The 23,258-nt window shown below is 64.1% G+C and carries 26 protein-coding genes; 7 read left to right on the top strand and 19 right to left on the bottom strand.

Annotation, left to right across the window (positions count from 1 at the left end):
• Positions 1 to 22 precede the first annotated feature (22 nt).
• Complete coding sequence (locus tag ACIPHN_RS21715; protein WP_400440015.1) at positions 23 to 814, top strand: phosphodiester glycosidase family protein; 792 nt, start codon at positions 23 to 25, stop codon at positions 812 to 814.
• Positions 815 to 1,105: 291 nt separating this feature from the next.
• Here ACIPHN_RS21715 and ACIPHN_RS21710 read toward each other — a convergent pair whose 3' ends face one another.
• Positions 1,106 to 1,399, bottom strand: coding sequence for a hypothetical protein (locus ACIPHN_RS21710; protein ID WP_400440012.1), 294 nt, complete (start codon positions 1,397 to 1,399; stop codon positions 1,106 to 1,108).
• Between the two features lie 201 nt (positions 1,400 to 1,600).
• Between ACIPHN_RS21710 and ACIPHN_RS21705 the strand changes: the two genes are divergently transcribed.
• The 3 genes from ACIPHN_RS21705 to ACIPHN_RS21695 all read left to right on the top strand — a co-directional run bounded on the left by ACIPHN_RS21705 (position 1,601) and on the right by ACIPHN_RS21695 (position 3,388).
• A complete protein-coding gene (locus ACIPHN_RS21705) occupies positions 1,601 to 2,431 on the top strand; it encodes a M15 family metallopeptidase (RefSeq protein WP_400440009.1) in 831 nt (276 codons plus the stop codon).
• A 167-nt stretch (positions 2,432 to 2,598) separates the two neighbouring features.
• Complete coding sequence (locus ACIPHN_RS21700) at positions 2,599 to 2,784, top strand: hypothetical protein (protein WP_400440006.1); 186 nt, start codon at positions 2,599 to 2,601, stop codon at positions 2,782 to 2,784.
• 124 nt (positions 2,785 to 2,908) lie between these two features.
• Positions 2,909 to 3,388: a GNAT family N-acetyltransferase gene (locus ACIPHN_RS21695; RefSeq protein WP_400440003.1), complete on the top strand. Its 480-nt coding sequence runs from the start codon at positions 2,909 to 2,911 to the stop codon at positions 3,386 to 3,388.
• A 12-nt stretch (positions 3,389 to 3,400) separates the two neighbouring features.
• On the opposite strand, the gene ACIPHN_RS21690 is transcribed toward ACIPHN_RS21695, so the two are convergent.
• The 13 genes from ACIPHN_RS21690 to ACIPHN_RS21630 form a co-directional block, all read right to left on the bottom strand.
• On the bottom strand, positions 3,401 to 4,336 hold the full coding sequence (locus ACIPHN_RS21690; RefSeq protein ID WP_400440000.1) for a CysB family HTH-type transcriptional regulator: 936 nt from the start codon (positions 4,334 to 4,336) through the stop codon (positions 3,401 to 3,403).
• Positions 4,333 to 5,412 (bottom strand): sulfate/molybdate ABC transporter ATP-binding protein, encoded by a 1,080-nt coding sequence (locus ACIPHN_RS21685; protein ID WP_400439998.1) that lies wholly within the window; start codon positions 5,410 to 5,412, stop codon positions 4,333 to 4,335. The genes ACIPHN_RS21690 and ACIPHN_RS21685 overlap by 4 nt, the downstream gene beginning before the upstream one ends.
• 10 nt (positions 5,413 to 5,422) lie before the next feature.
• Positions 5,423 to 6,334, bottom strand: coding sequence for a sulfate ABC transporter permease subunit CysW (gene cysW / locus ACIPHN_RS21680; protein WP_400439995.1), 912 nt, complete (start codon positions 6,332 to 6,334; stop codon positions 5,423 to 5,425).
• Between the two features lies 1 nt (position 6,335).
• Positions 6,336 to 7,226 carry a sulfate ABC transporter permease subunit CysT gene (gene cysT, locus ACIPHN_RS21675; protein ID WP_400439993.1) on the bottom strand — a complete coding sequence of 297 codons (891 nt, stop codon included), beginning with the start codon at positions 7,224 to 7,226 and terminating at the stop codon, positions 6,336 to 6,338.
• A gap of 162 nt (positions 7,227 to 7,388) precedes the next feature.
• A complete protein-coding gene (locus ACIPHN_RS21670) occupies positions 7,389 to 7,967 on the bottom strand; it encodes an RBBP9/YdeN family alpha/beta hydrolase (RefSeq protein WP_400439990.1) in 579 nt (192 codons plus the stop codon).
• 39 nt (positions 7,968 to 8,006) lie between these two features.
• The gene (locus ACIPHN_RS21665) at positions 8,007 to 8,828 is read right to left on the bottom strand and encodes an EAL domain-containing protein (RefSeq protein ID WP_400439988.1); all 822 of its coding nucleotides are present in this window, start codon (positions 8,826 to 8,828) and stop codon (positions 8,007 to 8,009) included.
• Positions 8,829 to 8,889: 61 nt separating this feature from the next.
• A complete protein-coding gene (locus ACIPHN_RS21660) occupies positions 8,890 to 9,105 on the bottom strand; it encodes a molybdopterin-binding protein (RefSeq protein WP_006464491.1) in 216 nt (71 codons plus the stop codon).
• 284 nt (positions 9,106 to 9,389) lie between these two features.
• Complete coding sequence (locus tag ACIPHN_RS21655) at positions 9,390 to 10,226, bottom strand: ATP-binding cassette domain-containing protein (protein ID WP_400439984.1); 837 nt, start codon at positions 10,224 to 10,226, stop codon at positions 9,390 to 9,392.
• 20 nt (positions 10,227 to 10,246) lie between these two features.
• Positions 10,247 to 11,092, bottom strand: a complete 846-nt coding sequence (gene ssuC / locus ACIPHN_RS21650; RefSeq protein ID WP_400439981.1) for an aliphatic sulfonate ABC transporter permease SsuC — start codon at positions 11,090 to 11,092, stop codon at positions 10,247 to 10,249.
• A 7-nt stretch (positions 11,093 to 11,099) separates the two neighbouring features.
• On the bottom strand, positions 11,100 to 12,266 hold the full coding sequence (ssuD, locus tag ACIPHN_RS21645; RefSeq protein ID WP_400439978.1) for an FMNH2-dependent alkanesulfonate monooxygenase: 1,167 nt from the start codon (positions 12,264 to 12,266) through the stop codon (positions 11,100 to 11,102).
• Between the two features lie 36 nt (positions 12,267 to 12,302).
• The gene (locus ACIPHN_RS21640; RefSeq protein ID WP_400439975.1) at positions 12,303 to 13,286 is read right to left on the bottom strand and encodes a sulfonate ABC transporter substrate-binding protein; all 984 of its coding nucleotides are present in this window, start codon (positions 13,284 to 13,286) and stop codon (positions 12,303 to 12,305) included.
• A 99-nt stretch (positions 13,287 to 13,385) separates the two neighbouring features.
• Positions 13,386 to 13,982 (bottom strand): NADPH-dependent FMN reductase, encoded by a 597-nt coding sequence (gene ssuE, locus ACIPHN_RS21635; RefSeq protein WP_400439972.1) that lies wholly within the window; start codon positions 13,980 to 13,982, stop codon positions 13,386 to 13,388.
• Between the two features lie 75 nt (positions 13,983 to 14,057).
• On the bottom strand, positions 14,058 to 15,071 hold the full coding sequence (locus ACIPHN_RS21630; RefSeq protein ID WP_400439970.1) for a sulfate ABC transporter substrate-binding protein: 1,014 nt from the start codon (positions 15,069 to 15,071) through the stop codon (positions 14,058 to 14,060).
• 324 nt (positions 15,072 to 15,395) lie between these two features.
• Between ACIPHN_RS21630 and ACIPHN_RS21625 the strand changes: the two genes are divergently transcribed.
• Positions 15,396 to 16,181: an IclR family transcriptional regulator gene (locus tag ACIPHN_RS21625; protein ID WP_400439967.1), complete on the top strand. Its 786-nt coding sequence runs from the start codon at positions 15,396 to 15,398 to the stop codon at positions 16,179 to 16,181.
• A gap of 200 nt (positions 16,182 to 16,381) precedes the next feature.
• Here the strand turns inward: ACIPHN_RS21625 and pbpG are convergent, their stop codons facing one another.
• Positions 16,382 to 17,464: a D-alanyl-D-alanine endopeptidase gene (gene pbpG, locus ACIPHN_RS21620; RefSeq protein ID WP_400439965.1), complete on the bottom strand. Its 1,083-nt coding sequence runs from the start codon at positions 17,462 to 17,464 to the stop codon at positions 16,382 to 16,384.
• Positions 17,465 to 17,859: 395 nt separating this feature from the next.
• Positions 17,860 to 18,621 carry a class I SAM-dependent methyltransferase gene (locus ACIPHN_RS21615; protein ID WP_400439962.1) on the bottom strand — a complete coding sequence of 254 codons (762 nt, stop codon included), beginning with the start codon at positions 18,619 to 18,621 and terminating at the stop codon, positions 17,860 to 17,862.
• 138 nt (positions 18,622 to 18,759) lie between these two features.
• Between ACIPHN_RS21615 and ACIPHN_RS21610 the strand changes: the two genes are divergently transcribed.
• The gene (locus ACIPHN_RS21610) at positions 18,760 to 19,566 is read left to right on the top strand and encodes a helix-turn-helix transcriptional regulator (protein WP_400439959.1); all 807 of its coding nucleotides are present in this window, start codon (positions 18,760 to 18,762) and stop codon (positions 19,564 to 19,566) included.
• Between the two features lie 12 nt (positions 19,567 to 19,578).
• On the opposite strand, the gene ACIPHN_RS21605 is transcribed toward ACIPHN_RS21610, so the two are convergent.
• Together ACIPHN_RS21605 and ACIPHN_RS21600 are read right to left on the bottom strand one after the other, a co-directional pair.
• Complete coding sequence (locus ACIPHN_RS21605; protein ID WP_400439956.1) at positions 19,579 to 20,478, bottom strand: DMT family transporter; 900 nt, start codon at positions 20,476 to 20,478, stop codon at positions 19,579 to 19,581.
• Between the two features lie 41 nt (positions 20,479 to 20,519).
• Complete coding sequence (locus ACIPHN_RS21600; RefSeq protein ID WP_400440179.1) at positions 20,520 to 21,365, bottom strand: histone deacetylase; 846 nt, start codon at positions 21,363 to 21,365, stop codon at positions 20,520 to 20,522.
• Between the two features lie 429 nt (positions 21,366 to 21,794).
• Here ACIPHN_RS21600 and ACIPHN_RS21595 point away from each other — a divergent pair, with 429 nt between their 5' ends.
• Positions 21,795 to 22,358, top strand: a complete 564-nt coding sequence (locus ACIPHN_RS21595) for a phasin family protein (protein ID WP_400439954.1) — start codon at positions 21,795 to 21,797, stop codon at positions 22,356 to 22,358.
• A gap of 79 nt (positions 22,359 to 22,437) precedes the next feature.
• On the opposite strand, the gene ACIPHN_RS21590 is transcribed toward ACIPHN_RS21595, so the two are convergent.
• Positions 22,438 to 23,244 carry a competence/damage-inducible protein A gene (locus ACIPHN_RS21590; RefSeq protein ID WP_400439951.1) on the bottom strand — a complete coding sequence of 269 codons (807 nt, stop codon included), beginning with the start codon at positions 23,242 to 23,244 and terminating at the stop codon, positions 22,438 to 22,440.
• Positions 23,245 to 23,258 lie beyond the last annotated feature (14 nt).

Raw genomic sequence — 23,258 nt, 5'->3', positions numbered from 1 at the left:
CCCGCAGAACGAGATTGCCCTGATGCCCCTTTTGTCTTCCTGCCTGCCCCGGCCATTGGCCCTGCTGCGCGCCACCCTGGTCCTGGCGACTGCCCTCGCCGGCCACCTGCCCGGCATGGCCGCCGAACTGAAGCAGTATCAATACCACCAGGTCTTCATCAGCACCTGCCGCGCCGACCCGCGCACCGATACCATCCGCATGTACTGGAAGGATGCCAGCGGCACCCCGCTGGGCAACTTCGCCCGGCTCGATGCGCAGTTGCGCACCCAGGGCCAGGAAATGGTCTGCGCCACCAATGCCGGCATCTATGACAAGCAGTTGCAGCCGCTGGGCCTGTATGTGGAAAACGGTACGCAGCTGCGCCGTCTCAACACGCGCAAGAACGCCTACGGCAATTTCTATCTGCAGCCCAATGGGGTGTTCGTGCTGGGCGAGCGCCAGGCCTATATCGTGGAGACCACCGACTATGAGGCCGAGATCGGCCTGTGGAATACGGTGGCGCGGTATGCCACGCAGTCCGGGCCGCTGCTGATCGTGGACGGGCGTATCAATCCCCGCTTCGATCCCGACTCGGCCAACACCGTGGTGCGCAATGCCGCTTGCCTGGATGCGGCCGGCGTGGTGACCCTGGCCATCGCACGCAACCCGATCAGCTTCTACGACTTCGCCATGTTCCTGCGCGACACGCTCAAGTGCAGCGATGCGCTCTACCTCGACGGCAGCATCTCGCGCATGTATCCCACGCTGGAAGCCAATATGGGGCCGGCCTTCGGCGCCATGATCGCGGTCGTGAAGGCGCGCACGGGCAAGTGAGGCAGGCCGGACGCCAAAAGAAAAAAGCCCGCAGCCAATACACTGCGGGCAAGTTCCCGTTTTAAAGGGAGGTTGAAGGAACAGTTCAACCACCGCTAGGAGTCAGGGCCTCTGTAAAAAGTTCGGAAAGAATTGCACAGATGTTCAGACCCGACTCCGCCCCCCCATCCAGGCAAAAGAAAACGCCGCGACAGTCTCCTGTCGCGGCGCATGCAGTGCTGTTCCCACTGCGGGATGATGATGCGGCTGTGGCCGTTCTTCTGGATGCGGTGATGAACTGCGCCGGCGGGCTTACTTCTTCTCGCCGCCCGCCGTGTCGCCGCTGGCCGGCGGCGTCGCCGGTGGCGTGGCCGACGAATCAGCCGGGGCGGCCGGCGTAGGCGCCGCCGGCGTGGCAGTCGAGCTGCCCTGGTCGGCTGGTGCCGGGGTCGGTGCCGGGGTCGGCGGTGTCATGCCCGGTGTCGCCGGGGCGCTGGCCGGCGGGGTGGCAGCGGGACTGGCGGGGGCTTCGTCGCGCTGCTTGTTGCAACCTGCCAGGACGGCGGTCAAGACGGCGGCAGCCAAGAGGGTGTGGCGAATCTGCATGTTTTGCCTCCAAAGGTTGTTGATCGGATTTGCCGAAGGTCATCGGTATGCCGAAGTTCGACGATGTGGCTGGGTACCGATTATTCCCGCTTCTGCCCTCGGCTACTGTCAGAAAACGGCGCATCTTGATGTCAGCCATCGGCGGCAATCTTGTGCCAAAGACAAGACCCAGGCGGCAAAAAAGCCGTATCATCGGCTTCCATGACGACCACAACCTCCCCCTTCCTGCGCCTGCTCGCGCCCCTGCTAGGCGGTCTGGCGCTGGCCGGCGCCGCCCACGCCGACATCCGGCCACTGACCAGTGCACAATGCGCCGACATGAGCACACGCAAGGTCATCACGGCGACCAACCCGGTGCCCTGCGCGCGCCTGTCCATGGTCAGCTTCGACTACAGCGACTTCGACGGCATGACCCGCCGGGGTTCGGTGGTGGTGCTCGATGCCGTGGCGCCGGAGGTCGAGTCACTGTTCGGCGAACTGCTGCTGCGCTCCTTCCCGCTGGCCGGCGCACAGCCGCTGGAAGCCTTCGAGGGTGACGACCAGAAATCCATGGCCGCCAACAACAGCTCGGCCTTCAATGGCCGGCCGATGACCGGTGGGGGTGGCTGGTCCAAGCATGCCTATGGCGCGGCCATCGACATCAATCCGCTGCACAATCCCTATGTCACCCATGCCGGCACGGCACAGCAGGAAGTCCTGCCGGCAGCCGGCGCGGATTACCTGGCGCGCACGCCGGTCAAGCCTGGCATGGCCGAGGACGTGGTCGGCGTGTTCTACGACCATGGCTTCCTGATCTGGGGCGGCAACTGGAAAGAACCCATCGACTACCAGCACTTCGAGATCGGCAGCCGTGGCTTCATCACGCGCCTGGCCGCCCTGCCCAGGGCGCAGGCGCGTGCCGAGTTCGCACGCTACGTGGCGCGCTATCGCCAGTGCGCCCATCCTGCCGGCGCCGCCCCCTCGGAAGGAGACGACGATGCGCCGGAAGACACCGGCCTGCGCGATCAATGCGCGGCGCGCTTGCGCAAGTAAGCGCGGCTGTCAATTGCGTGCCTGCAGCCTGGCGCGCTAAAGCAGGTAAAGATCCGCAAGTCTGGGTTAACGCGCACGGCATCCCTGCGCCGCACGCCTATACTTCCCCGGCAGTACGAGTCTGGGCCTGCTGCCCGGGGGGCAAAGCTTTCTTGAGGATCAAAACCATGTCGATCAATTCCGTCTCTTCCAGCCACAACAGCACCGCACACGCGACCATGCCGCCAACGCCCAAGAAGCCTGCGGTCAACTTCACCGACGTGCTCAATGCCACGAGCCAGCCGGCTCAGGCCAGCGCCACGTCGAGCACCAATACCAGCACCACGACGACCAGCCAGACCGGCAAGGCGTAAGCACCAGCACCGCGCCACCGGCATGCAAGAGCCCGCTTCATCAAGCGGGCTTTTTTCATGTCCGGAGCCGATGTGCACAGATGGATATACTGCTGCTTCCCCTCCCCTGAACCAAGGAGCATGGATGGACCAGCAGACAGAGATGACCGGCAAGGTCGAGATTCGCAGCGCCCGGCCCGAGGATTTCGCGCAATGGAAAGTGCTGTGGGATGGCTATCACGCCTTCTACGGCCGCAGCGGCCCCACCGCCCTGGCGCCCCACATCACCGAGACCACCTGGGCCCGCCTGCATGACGCGGCCGAGCCGGTGCATGGCCTGGTGGCGGTGAGCGGCGATCGCCTGCTGGGCATCGCCCATTACCTCTATCACCGCAGTACCAGCCTGGTCGGTCCGACCTGCTACCTGCAGGATCTGTACACGGCCGAGGATGCGCGCGGCAAGGGGGTGGGACGCGCCCTGATCGAAGAGCTCTACCGGCGCGCCGCCGCCGATGGCGCCGAGCGGGTCTACTGGCAGACCCACCACACCAATGCGACCGCGCGCCGGCTCTACAACACGGTGGCCGACGATTCCGGCTTCGTGGTCTATCGCAAGAACCTGTAGCGCACGCCCGAGCTACTGCTGGGCATTGGCCTCGTTGAGCGCGTTGACGATGTCGGCGCGCTTGAGGTCGGGCGCGAACTGCTGGATGAAGTCGAACGCGTAGCCGCGCAGGTAGGCACCGCGCCGCACCGCCAGCCGGGCGATGTTGGCCTTGAAGAGATGCGAGGCATTGATGGCCACCATCTCCTGGTGCTTGCCCTGGTCTACCGCCATCGAGGCCACCAGGCCCACGCCCATGCCCAGCGACACGTATTGCTGGATCACGTCCGAATCCATCGCGGTCAACACGATGTCGGGTTCGATGCCGGCCTGGCGGAAGGCGTCATCGATGTGACCGCGGCCGGTAAAGCCGACGTCATAGGTGATCAGCGGCCAGGTCGCCAGGTCTTCCAGGCTGACCTCTTCCAGCCCCAGCAGCGGATGGCCCTGCGGCACCACGATCACGTGGCTCCAGGTATAACAGGGAAAGGACACCAGCTCCTTGAACTGCGACAGGCCTTCGGTGGCGATGCCGATATCGGCCTTGCCCGAGATGACCCATTCGGCGATGTGTTCCGGGGCACTCTGCTGCAGGGCGATGCGCACCTGCGGGAAGGCATCGCGGAAGGCCTGCACCACGCGCGGCAGCACATAGCGCGCCTGCGTGTGGGTGGTGGCGATGGAGAGCGTGCCGCTCTGCTCGCCGGCGTATTCCTTGCTGGCGCGACGCAGGTTCTCGGCCTCCAGCAGCAGGCGTTCGACGATGCCCAGGATGCCCTTGCCGGGTTCGGTCAGGCCGGTCAGGCGCTTGCCGTTGCGCTCGAAGATTTCCACGCCCAGCTCTTCTTCCAGCTCGCGGATCTGGCGGCTCACGCCGGGTTGCGAGGTGAACAGCACATTGGCCACTTCGGTGAGATTGAAGCCGCAGCGCGCGGCTTCGCGGATGGACCGCAATTGCTGGAAATTCATCGTGCCTGTCCTCCGTCCTGCTGGGCAAAGACCTGCAGGCGGCGCGGACGCACGACCAGGGTCTCGCCATTCTTCAGGTTCAATTGTGCGAAACGTTCATTGGGGATCACCGCCTCGATCAGCTCGGCATTGTCGTCGCGCTCCAGCTCCAGCTGGGCCAGCGGTCCGATGGCATGGGCCCGGCGCAGCTGCACCACGATGCCTTCGGCACCGGGGGCGTAGCGCTCCACGTCCAGGTCATGCGGACGCACGAAACCGACGCCGGCGGCATTGCGGATGTCATCGTGGCCGGGCGCATCGAAGCGGGCGCCACCGGCATCGAGCACACCTTCATGCAGGCGGCCATGGAACAGGTTGACGTTGCCCAGGAAGCCATACACGAAGGGCGATGCGGGATGGTTGTAGACCGCCTCGGGGGTGCCGATCTGCTCGACCTGCCCCTTGTTCATCAGCACCACCTGGTCGGCCACTTCCAACGCTTCTTCCTGGTCATGGGTGACGAAGATACTGGTGACGTGCAGCTCGTCATGCAGGCGGCGCAGCCAGCGGCGCAATTCCTTGCGGACCTTGGCATCGAGGGCGCCGAAGGGTTCGTCCAGCAGCAGCACGCGCGGCTCCACCGCCAGCGCGCGCGCCAGGGCGATGCGCTGACGCTGGCCGCCCGAGAGCTGCGGCGGATAGCGGTCGGCCAGCCAGTCCAGCTGCACCAGCTCCAGCAGGCTCTTGACCTTCTCGCGGATGACCGCTTCCGACGGACGCTGGCTGCGCGGCTTCACGCGCAGGCCGAAGGCGATGTTCTCGAACACGGTCATGTGCTTGAACAGCGCATAGTGCTGGAACACGAAACCGACCTGGCGCTCGCGCACATGGCGCGCCGAGGCGTCTTCGCCATCGAGCAGCACCTGGCCGGCATCGGGCGACTCCAGGCCGGCGATGATGCGCAACAGCGTGGTCTTGCCACAGCCCGAGGGGCCCAGCAAGGCGGTCAGTTCGCCCGCCGGGAAATTCAGCGAAACATCATTGAGCGCGGTGAAACTGCCGAAGCGCTTCTGGATGTGATGGACTTCGATGCTCATGTGCGACTCCTTATTCTTGCTCGCCGAGGCTGTGCTGCTGTTGCAGTCGCCATTCGATGAAACTCTTGATCGCCAGCGTGACCAGGGCCAGGAAAGCCAGCAGCGAGGCCACGGCGAAGGCGCCGGTGATGTTGAATTCGTTGTAGAGGATCTCGACCTGCAGCGGGATGGTGTTGGTCTCGCCACGGATATGGCCGGAGACCACCGATACCGCACCGAACTCGCCCATGGCGCGGGCATTGCAGAGGATCACGCCATACAGCAGGCCCCACTTGATGTTGGGCAGGGTCACATGCCAGAAGGTGCGCCAGCCGGAGGCACCCAGCACCAGGGCCGCCTCTTCCTCCTCGCTGCCCTGCGACTGCATCAGCGGAATCAGCTCGCGCGCCACGAACGGGAAGGTCACGAAGACCGTCGCCAGCACGATGCCCGGCACGGCGAAGAGGATCTTGATGTCATGCTCGCGCAGCCAGGGACCGAAGTAACCTTGCAGGCCGAACAGCAGCACATAGATCAGGCCCGAGATCACCGGCGAGACCGAGAATGGCAGGTCGATCAGGGTCAGCAACAGGTTCTTGCCACGGAACTCGAACTTGGCAATCGCCCAGGCAGCTGCCACGCCGAAGACCAGGTTCAGGGGCACCGCGATGGCGGCCGTGAGCAGGGTCAGCTTGATGGCCGACCAGGCATCGGCTTCGGTGATGGAGGCCACATACACATCCCAGCCCTTGCGCAGCGCCTCGTAGAACACGGCCACCAGCGGCACGAACAGGAACAGGGTCAGGAACACCAGCGCCACGCCGATCAGCGATGCGCGTACCCAGGCGGGTTCGCCGGTGGCGCCGGGGGTCAGCGGTGGTTCGCCACGGGCGATGGCCTGGTTGGCGGCGGCATTGAGCACGGAGGACGGAGCGCCACTCATGTCAGTTCCTCTCTGCCCGGCCGCGCTTGCGGGTCCAGGCTTGCAACAGGTTGATGGTCAGCAGCAGCAGGAAGGACACCACCAGCATCACCATGGCAATGGCGGTGGCACCGGCATAGTCGTATTGCTCCAGCTTGGTGACGATGAACAGCGGCGTGATCTCGGAGACCATCGGCATGTTGCCGGCGATGAAGACCACCGAGCCGTATTCGCCCGAGGCGCGCGCGAAGGCCAGCGCAAAACCGGTCAGCAGGGCCGGCAGGATGGTCGGGAAGATCACACGGGTGAAGGTCTGCCAGCGGCTGGCGCCGAGGCTGGCAGCGGCTTCTTCAAGCTCGCGCTCGGCCTCTTCCAGCACCGGTTGCACGGTACGCACCACGAACGGCAGGCCGATGAAGGTCAGTGCCACCAGCACGCCCAGCGGCGTGAACGCCACCTTGATGCCCAGGGGCGCGAGCAGCTTGCCCAGCCAGCCGTTCTGCGAATACAGCGTGGTCAGCGCGATGCCGGCCACCGCCGTGGGCAGGGCAAAGGGTAAATCCACCAGGGCATCGATGATGCGCTTGCCGGGGAAGCGGTAGCGCACCAGCACCCAGGCCACGATGCCGCCGAAGATGACGTTGAGGAAGGCGCCGATCAGCGAGGCACCGAAGCTGAGCCGGTAGGAGGCCATCACGCGCGGCGAGGTCACCGCTTCCACAAAGCCATCCCAGGTCAGGGTGAAGGTCTTGAGGAAGATCGCTGACAAGGGGATCAGCACGATCAGCGCCAGATAGAAGATGGTGAAGCCCAGCGACAGCCGGAAGCCCGGCAGCACACGCTGACCCCGACCACTGGCGGCGGGCGCGGCTGCGGCCCGGGGGGCGGCAATGGAAACAGGGGAAGCGGACATGTCGTTCTCTTTTTATTACAAATGCGACTATAGGTGAGCGATATTCGCACCCGTTAGTTATAAAGAGAACGAAGTTTTTTGCATTCCTTTAGAAGAAAAGCGCATAAGGCGCCCTCGATATCCAACGCCAATGCGGCTTGACGTTGTCACACAGGAAAGTGCTCAGGCGATGGTATCGACCAGCTCCAGCAGCCATTGCTGGCCGGTGGTCCAGTCGCCCAGGCCGGAGTCGGCATTGATATGCCCTTGCGCCCCGGCATTGTGGAAGCCTGCGCCCCAGGCCTCGGCCCAGTGGCGCGCGCGCGGCGCGCTCATCCAGGGATCGTCGTCGCTGCCGATCACCAGCGCCGCAAACGGTAGCCGGTGACGCACCGCGGCGCTGACGCTGAACTTGACCGGATCGGCCGGCGCCACCAGCAAGGCCGCCACGATCGGCACGGCCGAACCGGCGGCGGCCTGCAGGGCAGCGGCGCGATGCACCGTCGCCAGGCAGCCGAAACTATGCGCCACGATCACCGTGGGCCGGCCATCCTCGGCCAGCACCTGGCCCAGACGCTGCGACCAGCGCGGCAGGTCGGGCTGGCTCCAGTCCGGCTGCTCGACCCGCTCGAAGGCCGGATAAAGACGCTGCCAGCGCGATTGCCAGTGTTCCGGCCCGCTGCCGTGCAGGCCGGGAGCCACCAGCACGCGGTAGTCGCTCAACTGGCTGCGCGTGCCGGCGGTTTGAAGTGAGGAATTCATCCTGGGCTCCCGCGATGCAATGGTGGATGCAGCCCCGGCTCAGGCGGCGTTCTTCAGTCCGGTCACGGGCAGGCGCCCGCCCGGCACATCCCACAGGTAACCCTGGGCCTGGATGGGCTGGGCCAGTGCCTGACCATACTGCATCAGCCGGTCGAAGACTTCCAGGCTTTCGACGCGCTTGAAGAAGATGCGCACGCCCTGCTCGGCCGCCCGCAGCAACAGCAAGGCCACGCTGTCGGGATCGGCCAGCTCGCGAGCATCGACCTTGATCAGGTCGGGCTTGACCTTGTCCAGCAGGCCCAGTGCTTCCAGCGGGCTGTTGGCCGACACGCCCAGGCGGAAACCGTTGCGACGGTAATTGTCCAGCACATAGTTCAGCAACCAGCGCTGGTTGGGCGTGACCACCGGCAATTGCAGCACGATGCGCTCGTGCGGCAGTTCCAGCGCAGCCAGGATGCGCCGGTAGGCCACGCCATGGTTGTTGTTGACCGCGGCCAGCAGGCGCGCATGCACCGACAGGTGCAGCTCGGGCGCATCCGCGCCGGCCTGGCGGAAGTAATTGATGGCATGCAGCATGCGGCATAGCCGGTCCAGCTCGACCGATTCGTCGTCGCTGGCGGCCTGGTCCAGCAGCTTCCACAGATGCAGGCCGTCGTCGGCGGCCGAGTGGCTGCGGGCAAAGGCCTCGCAGGCGATGACCTGGCCATCGTCGAAGCTGCGCACCGGCTGGAAGGCCGATGTCAGTGAAGTATTGAAGAAACGCCCCACGGCGCGACCCTGTTCGTCCAGCCAGACCTTGGAAGACGTCGCGTCGCCGGTGTGCAGGCGTGCCAGATAAGCGTTCAGTGCCTGATAGGTCATCGGCCCTGCTCCTGAAAAAATACGCCGTCCGGGAGGCTGGCCTCCCGGAGCGGCCATGCGATCACAGCTTGGCGATCGAGACTTCGGTGGCCTTGACCAGCGCCACGACTTCGCTGCCGATGGTCAGGCCCAGGTCCTTGACCGAACGGGTGGTGATGACCGAGGTCACGATGCCGGCCGGGGTTTCGACGTCGACTTCCGAGACCACCGAACCTTCGATGATGGCCTTGACTTTGCCCTTGAACTGGTTACGGACGTTGATGGCTTGAATGGTCATGCTCTGCTCCTTGATAAGGCGGCGCCGGCACCTGCCGCGCCGCATGGGTTGAAATCGTCTAGATGGTGCAATTCCATCAATCAATACGAGCTTGTTGCCGGATACATCACGCACCGTTCGGACTGAGTAGGCCCGGCAGGGCCGTATCGAAGGCGCCCGGGGATGCAAAGACAGCGCACCTTCGATACGCGGCGACGCCGCTACTCAGGACGAACGGTCAGGTGAATCGCTCCAGATGTCGCAACAAGCGCCAATTCATGTCAATCATTTAGCCTGGTCCAGCGTCAGACCGCCCACTGCACCTGCTGTACACCGCGCGGCGCAAAGGCCACCAGGGAGGCATCCTCTGCCTGCGCATCACTACCGGGATGGCGCAGCACGCGTGCCAGGATCGCCTCTTCCAGCGCGGCAAACTGCGCCTGTCCACGTGAGCGCGGACGGGCCAGGTCGATACGCTGGTCCAGCGCCACGCGGCCATCCTCGATGAGCAGCACGCGGTCGGCCAGGGCGATGGCTTCCTGTACGTCGTGCGTCACCAGCAAGGCGGTGAAACCGCGTTCGCGCCAGAGCGACTCGATCAGGCTCTGCATCTCGATGCGGGTGAGCGCATCGAGCGCGCCCAGCGGTTCATCCAGCAACAGCAGTTGCGGATCGTGCACCAGGGCACGGGCCAGCGCCACGCGTTGCCGCTGGCCGCCCGAGAGCACCGCCGGCCACTCGCCGGCACGCTGCTCCAGGCCGACCTGGCGCAATGCCTGCAGTGCCTGTGGCGCCGCCTGCCGGGGCAAGCCCAGGGCGACATTGGCTTGCACGCGCTTCCACGGCAGCAGGCGCGCATCCTGGAACAGGATGCGGATCTCGGGCTCGCCGCTGCCGGCGTGTTCATAGACCACCTCGCCGCCGCTGGCTGCATCCAGTTGCGCCACCAGGCGCAACAGCGTGCTCTTGCCGCAGCCGCTGCGACCGACGATGGCGACGAATTCACCCGGGGCGATCTCCAGGTCGATGTCATGCAGTACGGTGCGTCCGCTGAAGGCCTTGCTCAAGGCCCGCAAGCGGATGCCCACGCCACGACCGGCGGCGCGGCTCAGTTCCTGGTTTTCCTGTGCGTCGTTGCGCATGCGGTTCTCCTGACCCGGTGTCATTGATAGCCTGGATGCCAGCGCAACCAGAAGCGTTCCAGCGCCCGCGCCGCGGTATCGGCCAGCTTGCCCAGCAGGGCGTAGAGCAGGATGCCCACCAGCACCACATCGGTCTGCAGGAATTCGCGGGCATTCATGGTCATGTAGCCGATGCCGGCCTGGGCCGAGATGGTCTCGGCCACGATCAGCAGCACCCACACCAGGCCCAGCGCAAAGCGCAGCCCCACCAGGATGGACGGCAAGGCGCCCGGCAGGATCACGTCGCGATACAGCGGCCAGCCTGACAGGCCGTAACTCCTGGCCATCTCGATCAAGCCCTGGTCCACCGAGCGGATGCCGTGGAAGGTATTGAGATAGACCGGGAAGAACACGCCCACCGAGACCAGGAACAGCTTGGCCGTCTCGTCGATGCCGAACCACAGGATCACCAGCGGGATCAGCGCCAGCGCCGGAATGTTGCGCACCATCTGCAGGGTGGTATCGAGCAGCAGCTCGGCCGAGCGCAGGCTGCCCGAGAGCAGGCCCAGCACCAGACCCAGCCCCGCACCGACGGCAAAGCCGGAGGCGGCGCGACCGCTGGAGACCGCCAGGTGGCGCCACAGCTCGCCCGAGGCCGACAGGTTCCAGGCAGCCTTCAGGACCGCAAAGGGTTCCGGCAGGATGCGGCTGGACAGCCAGCCAGCCTGCGCGGCCAGCTCCCACCAGGCCAGCAGTGCCAATGGCAACAGCCAGCCTATCCAGGCGCCACCACGTGAACCCGACTTGCGACTGGCCGCCTTGGGGCGGCTGCCGGTCTGCTGGCTGGCCGGGGCCGTGCTGATGGCGGGATTGGATGCGCTCGTCATGCTCGCCTCAGCTGGCCGACACGCGCACCGGCGCGGCCTTGGGGATCTCGGTATTGCCGACGATCTCACCGAAGGGACCGGTCAGGTTGTGACCCGGCAGATCCTTGCGCTGGGCGCGCGGCAGCAGCGGGAACACCAGCTCGGCAAAGCGATAGGCTTCTTCCAGGTGCGGATAACCGGACATGATGAAGGTATCGATGCCCAGGTCGGCATATTCCTTCATGCGTGCCGCCACCGTTGGGCCATCGCCCACCAGGGCAGTGCCGGCACCGCCGCGTACCAGGCCCACGCCGGCCCACAGGTTGGGGCTCACTTCGAGCTTGTCGCGTTTGCCGCCGTGCAGGGCCGACATGCGGCGCTGCCCTTCCGAATCCATGCGGGCGAAGTTGGCCTGGGCCTTGGCGATGGTCTCGTCGTCCAGGCGGCTGATGAGTTCATCGGCGGCGCGCCAGGCGGCTTCATTGGTTTCGCGCACGATGACCTGCAGGCGGATGCCGAAGCGTACCGTGCGGCCGGCCTGGGCAGCGCGTGCGCGCACCCGGGCGATCTTGTCGGCCACGGCAGCCGGCGGCTCGCCCCAGGTCAGGTAGACATCCACCTGCTCGGCGGCCAGCGCGATGCCGTCGTCCGATGAGCCACCGAAGTACAGCGGCGGGTGTGGATTCTGCACGGGCGGATAGAGCGCCTTGGCGCCCTTGACGCGCAAGTGCTTGCCCTCGAAATCGGTGGTGCCGCCGGTGTGCGTCTTGGCCAGCACGGAGCGCCAGATCTTGAGGAACTCGTCGGAGATCTCGTAGCGTTCGGCGTGGCTGCCGAAGATGCCGTCGCTCTCCTGCTCGCCCGGATCACCGCCGGTGACGACGTTGATCAACAGGCGTCCGTTGGAGAGACGGTCGAAGGTGGCGGCCATGCGTGCGGCCAGGGTCGGCGGCATCAGGCCGGGGCGCAGCGCCACCAGGAATTTCAGGCGACGGGTCGCGTCGATGAGGCTGGAGGCGGCCACCCAGGCATCCTCGCAGGAGCGGCCGGTCGGCAGCAGCACGCCGTCATAGCCCAGCGTATCGGCCGCCACGGCGACCTGCTTCATGTAATCGTGGCTGACCGCGCGCGCCCCCTCGGCGGTACCGAGATAGCGGCTGTCGCCGTGGGTAGGGATAAACCAGAACACATCCATCATTGACTCCTGTGGCGCGGCGGGCGCGCGAATGTCTTATTTCAGTACGGCGTCGCTGACCTTCAGCGGCTTGGGAATGAGCTTCAGTTCGTAGAAGGTGTCGGCGATCTTCTGCTGCTCGGCCAGCACCTGGGCATCGACCGGCTTGTAGACATGCGCGTAGCGCTTCAGGCCGGTTTCGATGATGTCGGCATCCAGCCCCTGGATGGGCGCGAGCTGGGCGGCGGCCTGGGCGGTGTGGGTACGCACCCATTCGCCTTCACGGGTGATCTCGTCCAGCAGGATCTTCTCGACCTGCGGGTTGGCGGCTGCGAAGGGACGCGCGCTCAGGAAGAACTGGTGGTGACTGACCGCTCCCACACCCGAGGCCAGACGACGTGCGCCAACCTGCTTCTCGGCGGCGGCCTGGAATGGATCCCAGATCGCCCAGGCATCGATGGCACCCTTCTCGAAGGCGGCGCGGGCATCGGCCGGGGCCAGGTAGACCGGCTGGATGTCGCTGTACTGCAGGCCGGCCTTCTTCAGCAGGGCCACCACCAGCCAGTGCACGTCGGAGCCCTTGTTGAAGGCCACCTTCTTGCCCTTCAACTCGGCCACGCTCTTGATAGGTGAATTCTTGGGAACCAGCAGGCCCTCGGCATCGGGGGTCGGAATCTCGTAGGCGGTGTAGACGAAATCGGCACCGGCGGCCTGGGCAAAGACCGGCGGTGCTTCGCCGACGTAGCCGAAATCGACCGAGCCCACATTGAGCGCTTCCAGCAATTGCGGACCGGCCGCGAACTCGGCCCACTTCACTTCCACGCCCAGCGGCTGCAGGCGTTTTTCCAGCGCGCCATGGGCCTTGAGCAGCACCAGCGTATTGGCGGCCTTCTGGTAACCGATGCGCAATACCTTGGCCTGCTGTGCTTGCGCGGGGGCGCTGCCCATGCTCAGGGCCAGTGCGCCCAGGGCGATGGCGGACAGGCGTGCCAGCGTGTGGCGGCGGGCGCGCAGTGCAGTCTTGTTCTTGTTCGTGCTCACTTGGTTTCTCCAGATTGGGGCGTGCAGGGATCCTTCCGCTGCACCAGCCGGTTCTCTTGTGGGGTTGGATTGCCTGCGCCGGACACTGCCGGCGTGCTGTTAGTAAGAGACGCTGTACTGCAGTTGCGAGAACGGGATCTCGCGGAATTCTTCGGGTGCCGCCTTGTGCAGGGCCAGGAGGCTGGCCGACAGCTGGGCCACGCCTTCATCCACGCGGGTGGCGATGGGGGCGTCGAGCACCAGGCCGTTTTCCTCGCTCCAGGTCACCTGCGCCTCGGTGGCGTAGATGCTGGGCAGCACATGCTTGGGGTTCAGCGAAGAGAGCACCGGTCGCAGCGCGTAATCCAGTGCCAGCATGTGCGACTGGCTGCCGCCGGTGGCCAGGGGCAGCACCAGCTTGTTGCTCAGGCCGAACTGCGGCAACAGGTCCAGGAAGGCCTTGAGGATGCCGCTGTAGGCGGCCTTGTAGACGGGCGTGGCGACCACCACGGCCGAGGCCTCTTCCACGGTAGCCAATGCCGCCTTGATCTGGGCATCGTTCCAGTCGGCGCGCAGGATGGCCTGGCCCGGCAGGTCGCGCACATCCAGGCGCGCATAGCGATGGCCGAGCTGCGCCAGCTTGTCGCCGACGTGGTGCAGCAGGCGGGTGGAGCGGGAAGGCGCCGAAGGGCTGCCGGCCAGTAACAGGATGGTCATGTCAGTCTGCTTTGCTTGCGGTGGCTAGGAAGGTGTGGAGTGGACCGGCCTGGCCGGCCCACCCGGTTGGACGACTTACTTCTTGTTGGGTGCGTAGAGCTGGTCGAAGGTACCGCCATCGGCGAAGTGGGTCTTCTGGGCCTTTTGCCAGCCGCCGAAGTCCTTGTCGATGGTCACCAGGTTCAGCTTGGGGAACTGCGCTGCGTACTTGGCGGCGATCTTGGGATCGATGGGACGGTAGTAGTTCTTGGCGATGATTTCCTGGCCTTCTTCCGAATAGAGGTGCTTCAGGTATTCCTCGGCCACCTTGCGGGTACCGCGACGGTCAGCCACCTTGTCCACCACGGCCACCGGCGGCTCGGTCAGGATGGAGATGGACGGCGCGACGATGTCGAACTTGTCCGGGCCCCATTCCTTCAGGGAGATCAGGGCTTCGTTTTCCCAGGCCAGCAGCACGTCACCGATACCGCGCTCGACGAAGGTGATGGTGGCGCCACGGGCACCCGAATCCAGCACCGGCACGTTCTTGAAGAGCTTGGCGATGTAGTCGCGGGCAGCATCGTCGCTACCGCCCTTCTGCTTGGCATAGGCCCAGGCGGCCAGGTAGTTCCAGCGCGCACCGCCCGAGGTCTTGGGGTTGGGGGTGATCACGGAGACACCCGGCTTGATCAGATCGCCCCAGTCCTTGATGCCCTTGGGGTTACCCTTGCGCACCAGGAACACGATGGTGGAGGTATAGGGCGAGCTGTTGTGCGGCAGGCGCTTTTGCCAGTCGGCCGGCAGCAGCTTGGCCTTTTCCGAAATTTCGTCGATGTCGTAGGCCAGGGCCAGGGTCACCACGTCGGCGTCGATGCCGTCGATGACCGAACGGCCCTGCTTGCCGGAGCCACCATGGGATGCCTTGATGGTGACGTTGTCGCCGCTCTTGTCCTTCCAGTACTTGGCGAAGGCCTTGTTGTAGTCGGCGTAGAGTTCGCGCGTCGGGTCGTAAGAGACGTTGAGCAGCGAAAGATCGGCCGCGTGCGCCACGTGGGCGGCTTGCGCCAGCACCAGGGCGGCGGCGACCGATTTGATGATGTTCTTCAGCATATCCGTTTCCCGAAAATGTTCTGTTGTTATGGAGCACACAGGTTAATGAGGCCGCCATTGAAAAAGAACGAATACTTTCTTCTCTCGATATGCGGAAAACAGATATGCAAGATCAAGGCTTTGGAATAAGGCGGCGTGTCTTTATAACCAAAGCCTTGGTTGGGGAGACGACCGTGCGGAAACTGCTGCTCCCACCCCGAGCCTGTTTGCGCGCCTCCATCAAGCCCCCAGGCCGGTTCCACAGGGCAATAAAAGCACGATCGGACTTTTTGTTCTTTTCACATTGTGGTATAACGCTGATATTGCAACGCACAAGGCTGCGCCATGAAAAAAGAAGCGGCAAGCGAGACGGAACACATCTCCATCCAGGTGATCGAGCGCATGGTGTCGCTGCTCGATGCCCTGGCGGCCTACCCTGACCCGGTCAGCCTGAAGGAATTGTCGGCGGCGACCGACCTGCACCCTTCCACGGCCCACCGCATCCTCAATGACCTGGTGGTCAAGCGCTTCGTCGATCGGGTGGAACCCGGCACCTATCGCCTGGGCATGCGCCTGCTGGAGCTGGGCAACATCGTCAAGAGCCGCCTGTCGGTACGCGAGGCGGCGCTGGACTTCATGCGCGCCCTGCATCGCAAGACCCACCAGACCATCAACCTGTCAGTGCGCCAGGCCGATGAAATCGTCTATATCGACCGCTCCTTCTCGGAGCGCTCCGGCATGCAGGTGGTGCGTGCCATCGGCGGTCGCGCGCCGCTGCACCTGACCTCCACCGGCAAGCTGTTCCTCTCGGTGGACGATCCCAAGAACGTGCGCGCCTATGCCACCCGCACCGGGCTTGCCGGGCACAACAAGAACTCCATCACCGACCTGACCAAGCTGGAACGCGAACTGTCGATGGTGCGTGCGCTCGGCTATGCGCGCGACAACGAGGAGCTGGAACTGGGCGTGCGCTGCATGGCCGCCGGCATCTGCGACGACAGCGGCAAGCTGGTGGCCGGCCTGTCGATCTCGGCCCCGGCTGACCGCCTGCAGGAAGAATGGGTCGATGACCTGGTCACCACGGCCAACCAGATCTCGTCGGCGCTGGGGTTTCGCAAGGAGCGGGCCTGAATAGGCCGATCGCGTATTGCCTGCCGTTCGACCTGAGTAGCCGCGCAGCGGCATATCGAAGGCGCGGATACCGTCGCACCGGCAAGTACGCCTTCGATACGGTCCTAACGGACCTACTCAGGTCGAACGGTGCATCGGTAAAAAAAATGCCGTTCATCACTGAACGGCATTTTTTATTCTGAAGCCTGCAACAACGCTACTCAACCTTCATCAGCCCGCACCATCTTCACCCGGGTGAGATTGCGCGACTGGTCATCCACCAGCCACTTGCGCATGCGCGTGGCATCACCCACGTGCGACAGACGGCCCTTGGAATCGAGGAAGACCATCACGATGGGACGGCCTTCGATACGGGTGTACATCACCAGGCAGTGACCGGCCTCATTGATGAAACCGGTCTTCTGCAGGCCGATGTCCCACTCCTTGCTGGAGGTCAGGCGGTTGGAGCTGTTGTATTGCAGGGCATGGCCGCTGGGTTCCACCATGTACTTGGGATCGGTGGAGTACTGGCGGATGATCGGATAGTTGTAGGCCGCCACCACCAGCTTGGCCAGGTCACGGGCGCTGGCCACGTTCTGGCTGGACAGGCCGGTCGAATCGACATAGCGGGTATCCATCATGCCCAGCGAGCGGGCCTTGGCATTCATGGCCGCCACGAAGGCCGGCAAGCCACCCGGATAGTTGCGACCCAGCGCCGAGGCAGCGCGGTTTTCGGAACTCATCAGGGCGATGTGCAACATGTCGTCGCGGCTCAGCGTCGCACCCACGCGCAGGCGCGAGCTGCTGTGCTTCTCGCGGTCCACATCGTCGTCGGTGACGCTGAGGACTTCTTCCATGTTCATGTGGGCCTCAACCACCACCAGCGCGGTCATCAGCTTGGTGACGGAGGCAATCGGCAGGGCTACCGAGGAATTCTTTTCAAACAGGACCTGGGAATTGGCCTGGTCGATCACCAGCGCCACATTGGAGCGCAGGGCAAGGGGATCGGGAGTGAGGTTCAGGCCGGCGATGTCGCCGGCGGTCATCACGGGCGGCACCACCGGAACGGCGGGGGCGACGGCCACGCGCTGGTAGCTGACCTGACGCTTGCCCTTGACCACGGTGACCTTGCGCACCAGCTTTTCGCGATTGTTCAGCGAACCCTTGGCCACGGCGCGCTTGACGACGACCTTCTTGACCGGCTTCTTGGCGGTGGTGTTATCGACCGTCTGGGCTGCGGCGGGAGCCAAACCAGCGTGGATGAAAAGTAGCGATGTGAAAATAGCCAGCGCTGATTTGAACATAGGTGGACCTCCCCCCAATTTACCCTGATAGTACACAAGAGAAACGTTGGCAGTGTAGCAAAAAGCAGAATTTTCGCAAGAGAATTAAGTAGTTAGCGCATTGTTTTAAACGGCTTTCTACTTGTCGACCAGGAAGGCGTCCCCCGCTTTTCCCGGCATTTTCTTGCGGCTATCTGAATTTTTGCTCGATTTTCTTAGACTTTTATCTAGCAAAATCACCGTCGCCAACCGACGGATCATACCAGCCTAATGCCGTTTACCGGACTGTCATGTGAATGACAGCGGGCAATATCGGCTATAGATATTCGCTTTCGTGCGATCTGGAATGAATGGATAACGACGAACCGGGGGCTGGGGTTGACCTTGGGAGGCACAATCCCCCGGCTCCGTGCAACTCAGGGCTTGCGGGCGTCCAGCATGGCGACGTCGATGGAGAAGGAATCATCCGGCTCCAGCGCAAAATAGGTCTTCACCTCTTGCGGCGCGCTCTTCCACAGGGCTCTGATGGCGGTGATGTTGTCGGCCGGCGTGCGCATGCGGGCCACCCAGGTGGCGAATTCCAGGCGCAGCTTCCAGGTCTTGTCGCTGGCGATGTCGAAGCCGGCCTGGCGCAGCAGCTTGCGCCAGGAACTGAGGCTGATATTGCGCACATGCGAGGTATCACGCAGCAACTCGATGGCTTGGACATAGGTATCGGCCAGCACATCGGCCGGGGCGGCGGTGTCGATGACGATGAAGCGGCCACCCGGCTTGAGCACGCGCTGGATCTCGCGCAAGGCCTGCGGCAGGTTGCGCCAGTGGTGCACACTGAAGCGGGTGCAGACCAGGTCGAAGCTGGCATCGGGGAAGTCCAGGCGATCGGCGCTGCCCTGGCGTACGGCCAGGTTGGCCAGGCCACGTTCGCGGGCGGCGCTGGCGACCACATCGAGCATCTCGGCCGAGAGGTCATAGGCGATCACCTTCTCCACCACCGGCGCCACGGCAAAGCTGGCGTGGCCGCCGCCACAGCCCAGGTCCAGCACGCGCGCCTGGGGAATGGTGGCGGCGATCTGCGCCAGTTCCTGCAGGTCCACGCCCTGGGCGTGAACGGCGCTGGTGAGATAGGCGGCGGCGGTGGTGCCGAACTGTTCGGTGACGACTTGCTGGTGGCTGCGCATGGCGTTGGCTCCTGGAGTGCAGTGGTGAAAGGTGTTGCAAGTGGATGAGGTGATCCAGTCTAGCGCTTTCCTATCCTGTTACAAGTTGGGTGTTTATACTATTACCTAAACCAATACTCTCGATACCCTGCCCCGCTCATGGAAGCCGATCTCGCCCGCCGCGCCCTTGGTGACTTCATCAAGACCCAACGTGAACAGACCCCGCCCTCGCAAGCCGGCCTGCCCCACCTGGCCCTGGGCGGACGCCGCCGCACGCCGGGCCTGCGGCGCGAGGAAGTGGCGCAGTTGTGCGGCATCAGCGTGACCTGGTACACCTGGATCGAACAGGGGCGCACCGACTCGGTCTCGCCCCAGGCATTGGCACGCATTGCCGAGGCGCTGCACTTGCCGCGCGCCAAGCGCGCCTACCTGTTTGAACTGGCGGGAAAGAAGGATCCGGTACTGCCCGAACAACAGGCCTCGGACCATATCGCCCCGGAAATCCTGGAGACGGTCCGGCACTTCCGCGCCCCGGCCTATCTGCTGGATCGCTACTGGAATGCCGTGACCTGGAATGCGCCGGCGCGCAAGCTCTTCAGCGGCTGGCTGGATGTGCGCAGCGGCCATCCCAACCTGTTGCGCTTCATGTTCGCCAGTGCCGCGGCACAGGCCCTGACAGTGGACTGGGAGCAGCGCGCGCGCCGCGTGGTGGCGGAATTCCGGGCTGACTGCGCCAGCCTCCTGGATGATCCGGAGGTGCAGGCGCTGGTGGACGAACTCTCGGCCGGCAACGCCCTCTTCAAGCGCGCCTGGCGCCTGCAGGATGTGGTCGAACGCGAAGGAGGCGAGCGCCGCTTCCGCCATCCGCAACAGGGGGAACTGCGCTACCGGCAGGTCAATTTCCGTGTCGCCAATCGTCCGGACCTGAAGCTGGTGACCCTGATGCCGGACAACGATGACGATTGAGAGCTGGTGCGCCTACTTGCGCACCACGAAGGCCACACCGATCACCCCCACCAGCATACCGAGCGCACCGATGAGACTGAAGGCTTCGCCGAACATCAGCCAGGCCATCACGGCCGTGGTCGGTGGCGTCAGGTAAAGCAGGCTGGTGACGCTGGTGGCGGCACTGCGGCGGATCAGCGCAAACAACAGGAAGATGGCGCCGATGGACAGGGCCAATACCGACCACAACAGCGCGCCGATGAATTGCGGTGTCCACGCCACCTGGCTGAGATGCCAGTCCAGCCCCTCGAAGGCGATGGCCAACGGCAGGACCACCACGATGGAGGCCGTGAACTGGATCACGGTGCCGGTGCGCAGGTCGAAGTGGGCGCAATAGCGTTTCTGGTACAGGGTGCCGGCCGTGATGCACAGGAGCGCAAACACGCACAGTCCGATGCTGGCCGTGGACAGGCCGATCAGCGAGATCTTGTTGGCCACCACCAGGCCCACGCCACACAGGCCCAGCGCCAATCCTATCCATTGCCGACCGCGCACCGACTCGCCCAGCAAGGGAGCGGCAAACGCGGTAAGGATGGGTTGCAGGCCCACGATCAGGGCCGACAAGCCGGCCGGCATGCCGATCTTGATGGCGCACCAGACACCGGCCAGGTAACCGGCCTGCAACAGCACACCGGCCACGGCGACATGGCGGATGCGGCCACGCGGCCAGGGCGCACGGAACAGCAGCACCAGCGGCAGCAGGAACACCAGCACACCGGTAAAGCGCAACAGCAGGAAGGTCAGCGGTGGAGCGTAAGGCAGGCCGAACTTGGCCACGATGAAGCCGGTACTCCAGATCAATACGAACAACAGGGGCACCAGGCTCATCAGGAGCTGGCGCGGCCGGCCTGCGCCAGCGGGGGATTGCATCATGTGTCTTTCCATCGACGGGCCGGACGGCCCGGTTCATTTCCTCATGCGCTCCAGCGGGCGGCGTGGAGGCTGGCGAGTCTTATCGTTTGTATATGGACGGCGACGGTCTGTTCGATGTCCCGTCCGTAACCGCCCGCCATCGTAACCGCAACCGGGATTTCGTGCTGGCGCGCATGGGAAAACACCGCCTCGTCGCGCGCCGCCAACCCGGCCAGACTCAGCTTCATCTTGCCCAGGCGATCGCCCTCGTGGGGATCGGCACCGGCCAGGTAGATCAGCAATTGCGGCGCGAAGCGTGCCTGCAGCGTCGCCAGCGCGCCCTGCAAGGCCTGCAGGTAGTCGGCGTCGCCAATGCCGTCGGGCAAGGCCACATCAAGGTCGCTGCGCTCTTTCTCGAAGGGATAGTTGTTTTCGCCATGCAACGACAGGGTGAACACCGAGTCATCCCGCGCCAGGATGGAGGCCGTGCCGTTGCCCTGGTGTACATCCAGGTCGACGATGGCCACGCGGGCGGCCCGGCGTTCGGCCTGCATCAGCCGCGCGGCGATGGCGGCATCGTTGAACACGCAGAAGCCGGCACCATGATCGGCATAGGCATGATGGGTGCCGCCAGCCAGGTTGACGGCGATGCCCTCGCTGAAGGAGGCACGACAGGCGGCAATGGTGGCACCGGAGGAGCGGCGCGAGCGCTCCACCATCTCCGGCGACCAGGGGAAACCGATCTCGCGTTGCTCGGCCGCCGTCAGCTCGCCCCGGCTGGCACGGGCGATGTAGTCGGGATGATGGGCCAGGGCCAGCTCGCCATCACTGGCCGGCATGGCTTCATGGAACTCAAGGTCGGCCACCGCCCGCGCCGCGCCCTCGCGGATCATGCGGTACTTGATCATGGGGAAGCGATGGCCAGGTGGCAGGGGCAGGACGAAGTGGTCGCTGTAGTAGGCTTTCAAACGTAACTTTCAATTAATCTTATTTATACATTTCTGCGTCGCAACAATTGCCAGCAAAACACTCGTCGGACAACTAGTTCCCCGGGCTGCCTGTGAGGATAAATGAGCTTGCACACCCCTCCCCACCTGGCGCAAAATGCACGCAAGTCCTTGATTAGACGTGGATCAACTTTGCACAACAATTTCCGATTCCCGCACAATGAAATCATTGACTTTATGATCTTTTAATCTAGAATCGCCTTGTGCATCGCATCATATTCAAATAAGAAATTACACCGGAGATCCTCTTTTTTCCAGATCGGTCCGTAAGCAATTCGCCGTAGTCGCTGCCTTGTTCTTCAACCCCATCAATGAGAAGGAAGTGTCAACATGACGACCTACACCGAGCAATTTTCCGCTGCTGCCAAAGCCAACGCCGAAGCGCAGATCGCCCTGTTCAGCCAGCTGGCCAGCAAGACCTTTGAAGGCGTGGAAAAACTGGTGGACTTGAACCTGAAGGCAGCCAAGTCTTCGCTGGAAGAAACCCAGGCGACGGCCCAGAAGCTGTTCGCGGCCAAGGACCCCCAGGAGTTCTTCTCCCTCACCAGCGCCCAGGCCCAGCCGACGCTGGAAAAGTCGGTCGCCTACGGCCGTCACCTCAGCGGCATCTTCTCCAGCACCCAGGCTGAACTGACCAAGGCTGCCGAAGCCCAGATCGCCGAAGTGAACCGCAAGGTCGTGGCCATCATCGACGAAGTCTCCAAGAACGCCCCGGCCGGTTCCGAACAGGCCATCTCGCTGTTCAAGTCGACCATCGGCAACCTCAGCGCCGGCTACGAGCAGTTCACCAAGAACGCCAAGCAAGCCGCCGAAGTGCTGGAAGCCAATGTCAGCAACGCCGTTGACCAGCTGTCGCAAGCCGGTACCAAGGTCAGCCGCGCTGCCAAGAAGTAATCACGCAGTCCTGTCGTCATGAATGGAAATGCCCCGGTCTTGCCGGGGCATTTTTTCGTCCCTGCCCGGCGCAGCCCGCTCAGGCAGCGATCTCGAATTCGGCATGCAGCTGGCGCAAGCCTTCCTGCATCATCTCGAAGGCCGGGCCGACCTGTTCCGGATCACCCTTCACCCCCAGGTCGATATGCCGGCGGATCTTCTCGTCGCCCACGTGCGGCAGGCTGAACACCTTCACCAGCGGGTACTTGGCTTCGATGGCTTCCATCAGCGGTGTCAGCGTCGACTCCATCGCCTCGAACACCAGCATGGAGCGCTCGGCCCAGGCATGGCGGTGGAACTGGTCGGCATATTGCGTCTCCAGCACCCACTCGAACATCGGCCAGGCCATCACCGGGAAGCCCGGCGCGAAGTGATGCGCGCCCGTGCCACTGGTATTGCTCAGCGAGAAACCCGGGATCTTGTTATAGGGATTGGGAATGATGGCGGCGCCCTGCGGGAATTCGCCCATCTTGAGGCGGTGCAGGTTGTCCGGCGCATCGAAATTGGGGGTGACGCCGGCTTCGCGGGCGGTATCGGAGATGCGTTCCTGGATCTTGGCCTTGGCCTCGGGATGCAACACCAGCGGCACACCCAGGGCGGCGGCCGCGCACTGGCGGGTGTGATCGTCCGGTGTGGCGCCGATGCCACCGGTGCAGAACACTACATCGTCGCTGGCCAGCGTGCGTTTGAGGGTGGCGGTGATGCGTGCCGGGTCGTCGCCCACATACTCGGCCCACGCCAGTTGCAGGCCGCGTTGCGAGAGCAACTCCAAGACCTTGGGGAAGTGCTTGTCGATGCGGCGTCCCGAGAGGATCTCGTCGCCGATGATGATGAGTCCGAATGCCATGAGTCTGCTCTGCC

The sequence above is a fragment of the Herbaspirillum sp. NPDC087042 genome (genome assembly GCF_044745245.1).
Classification (GTDB): Bacteria; Pseudomonadota; Gammaproteobacteria; order Burkholderiales; family Burkholderiaceae_D; genus Herbaspirillum.
Note: the sequence above shows the minus strand (reverse complement) of the source record. Positions and strands in the feature narration are given on the sequence as shown.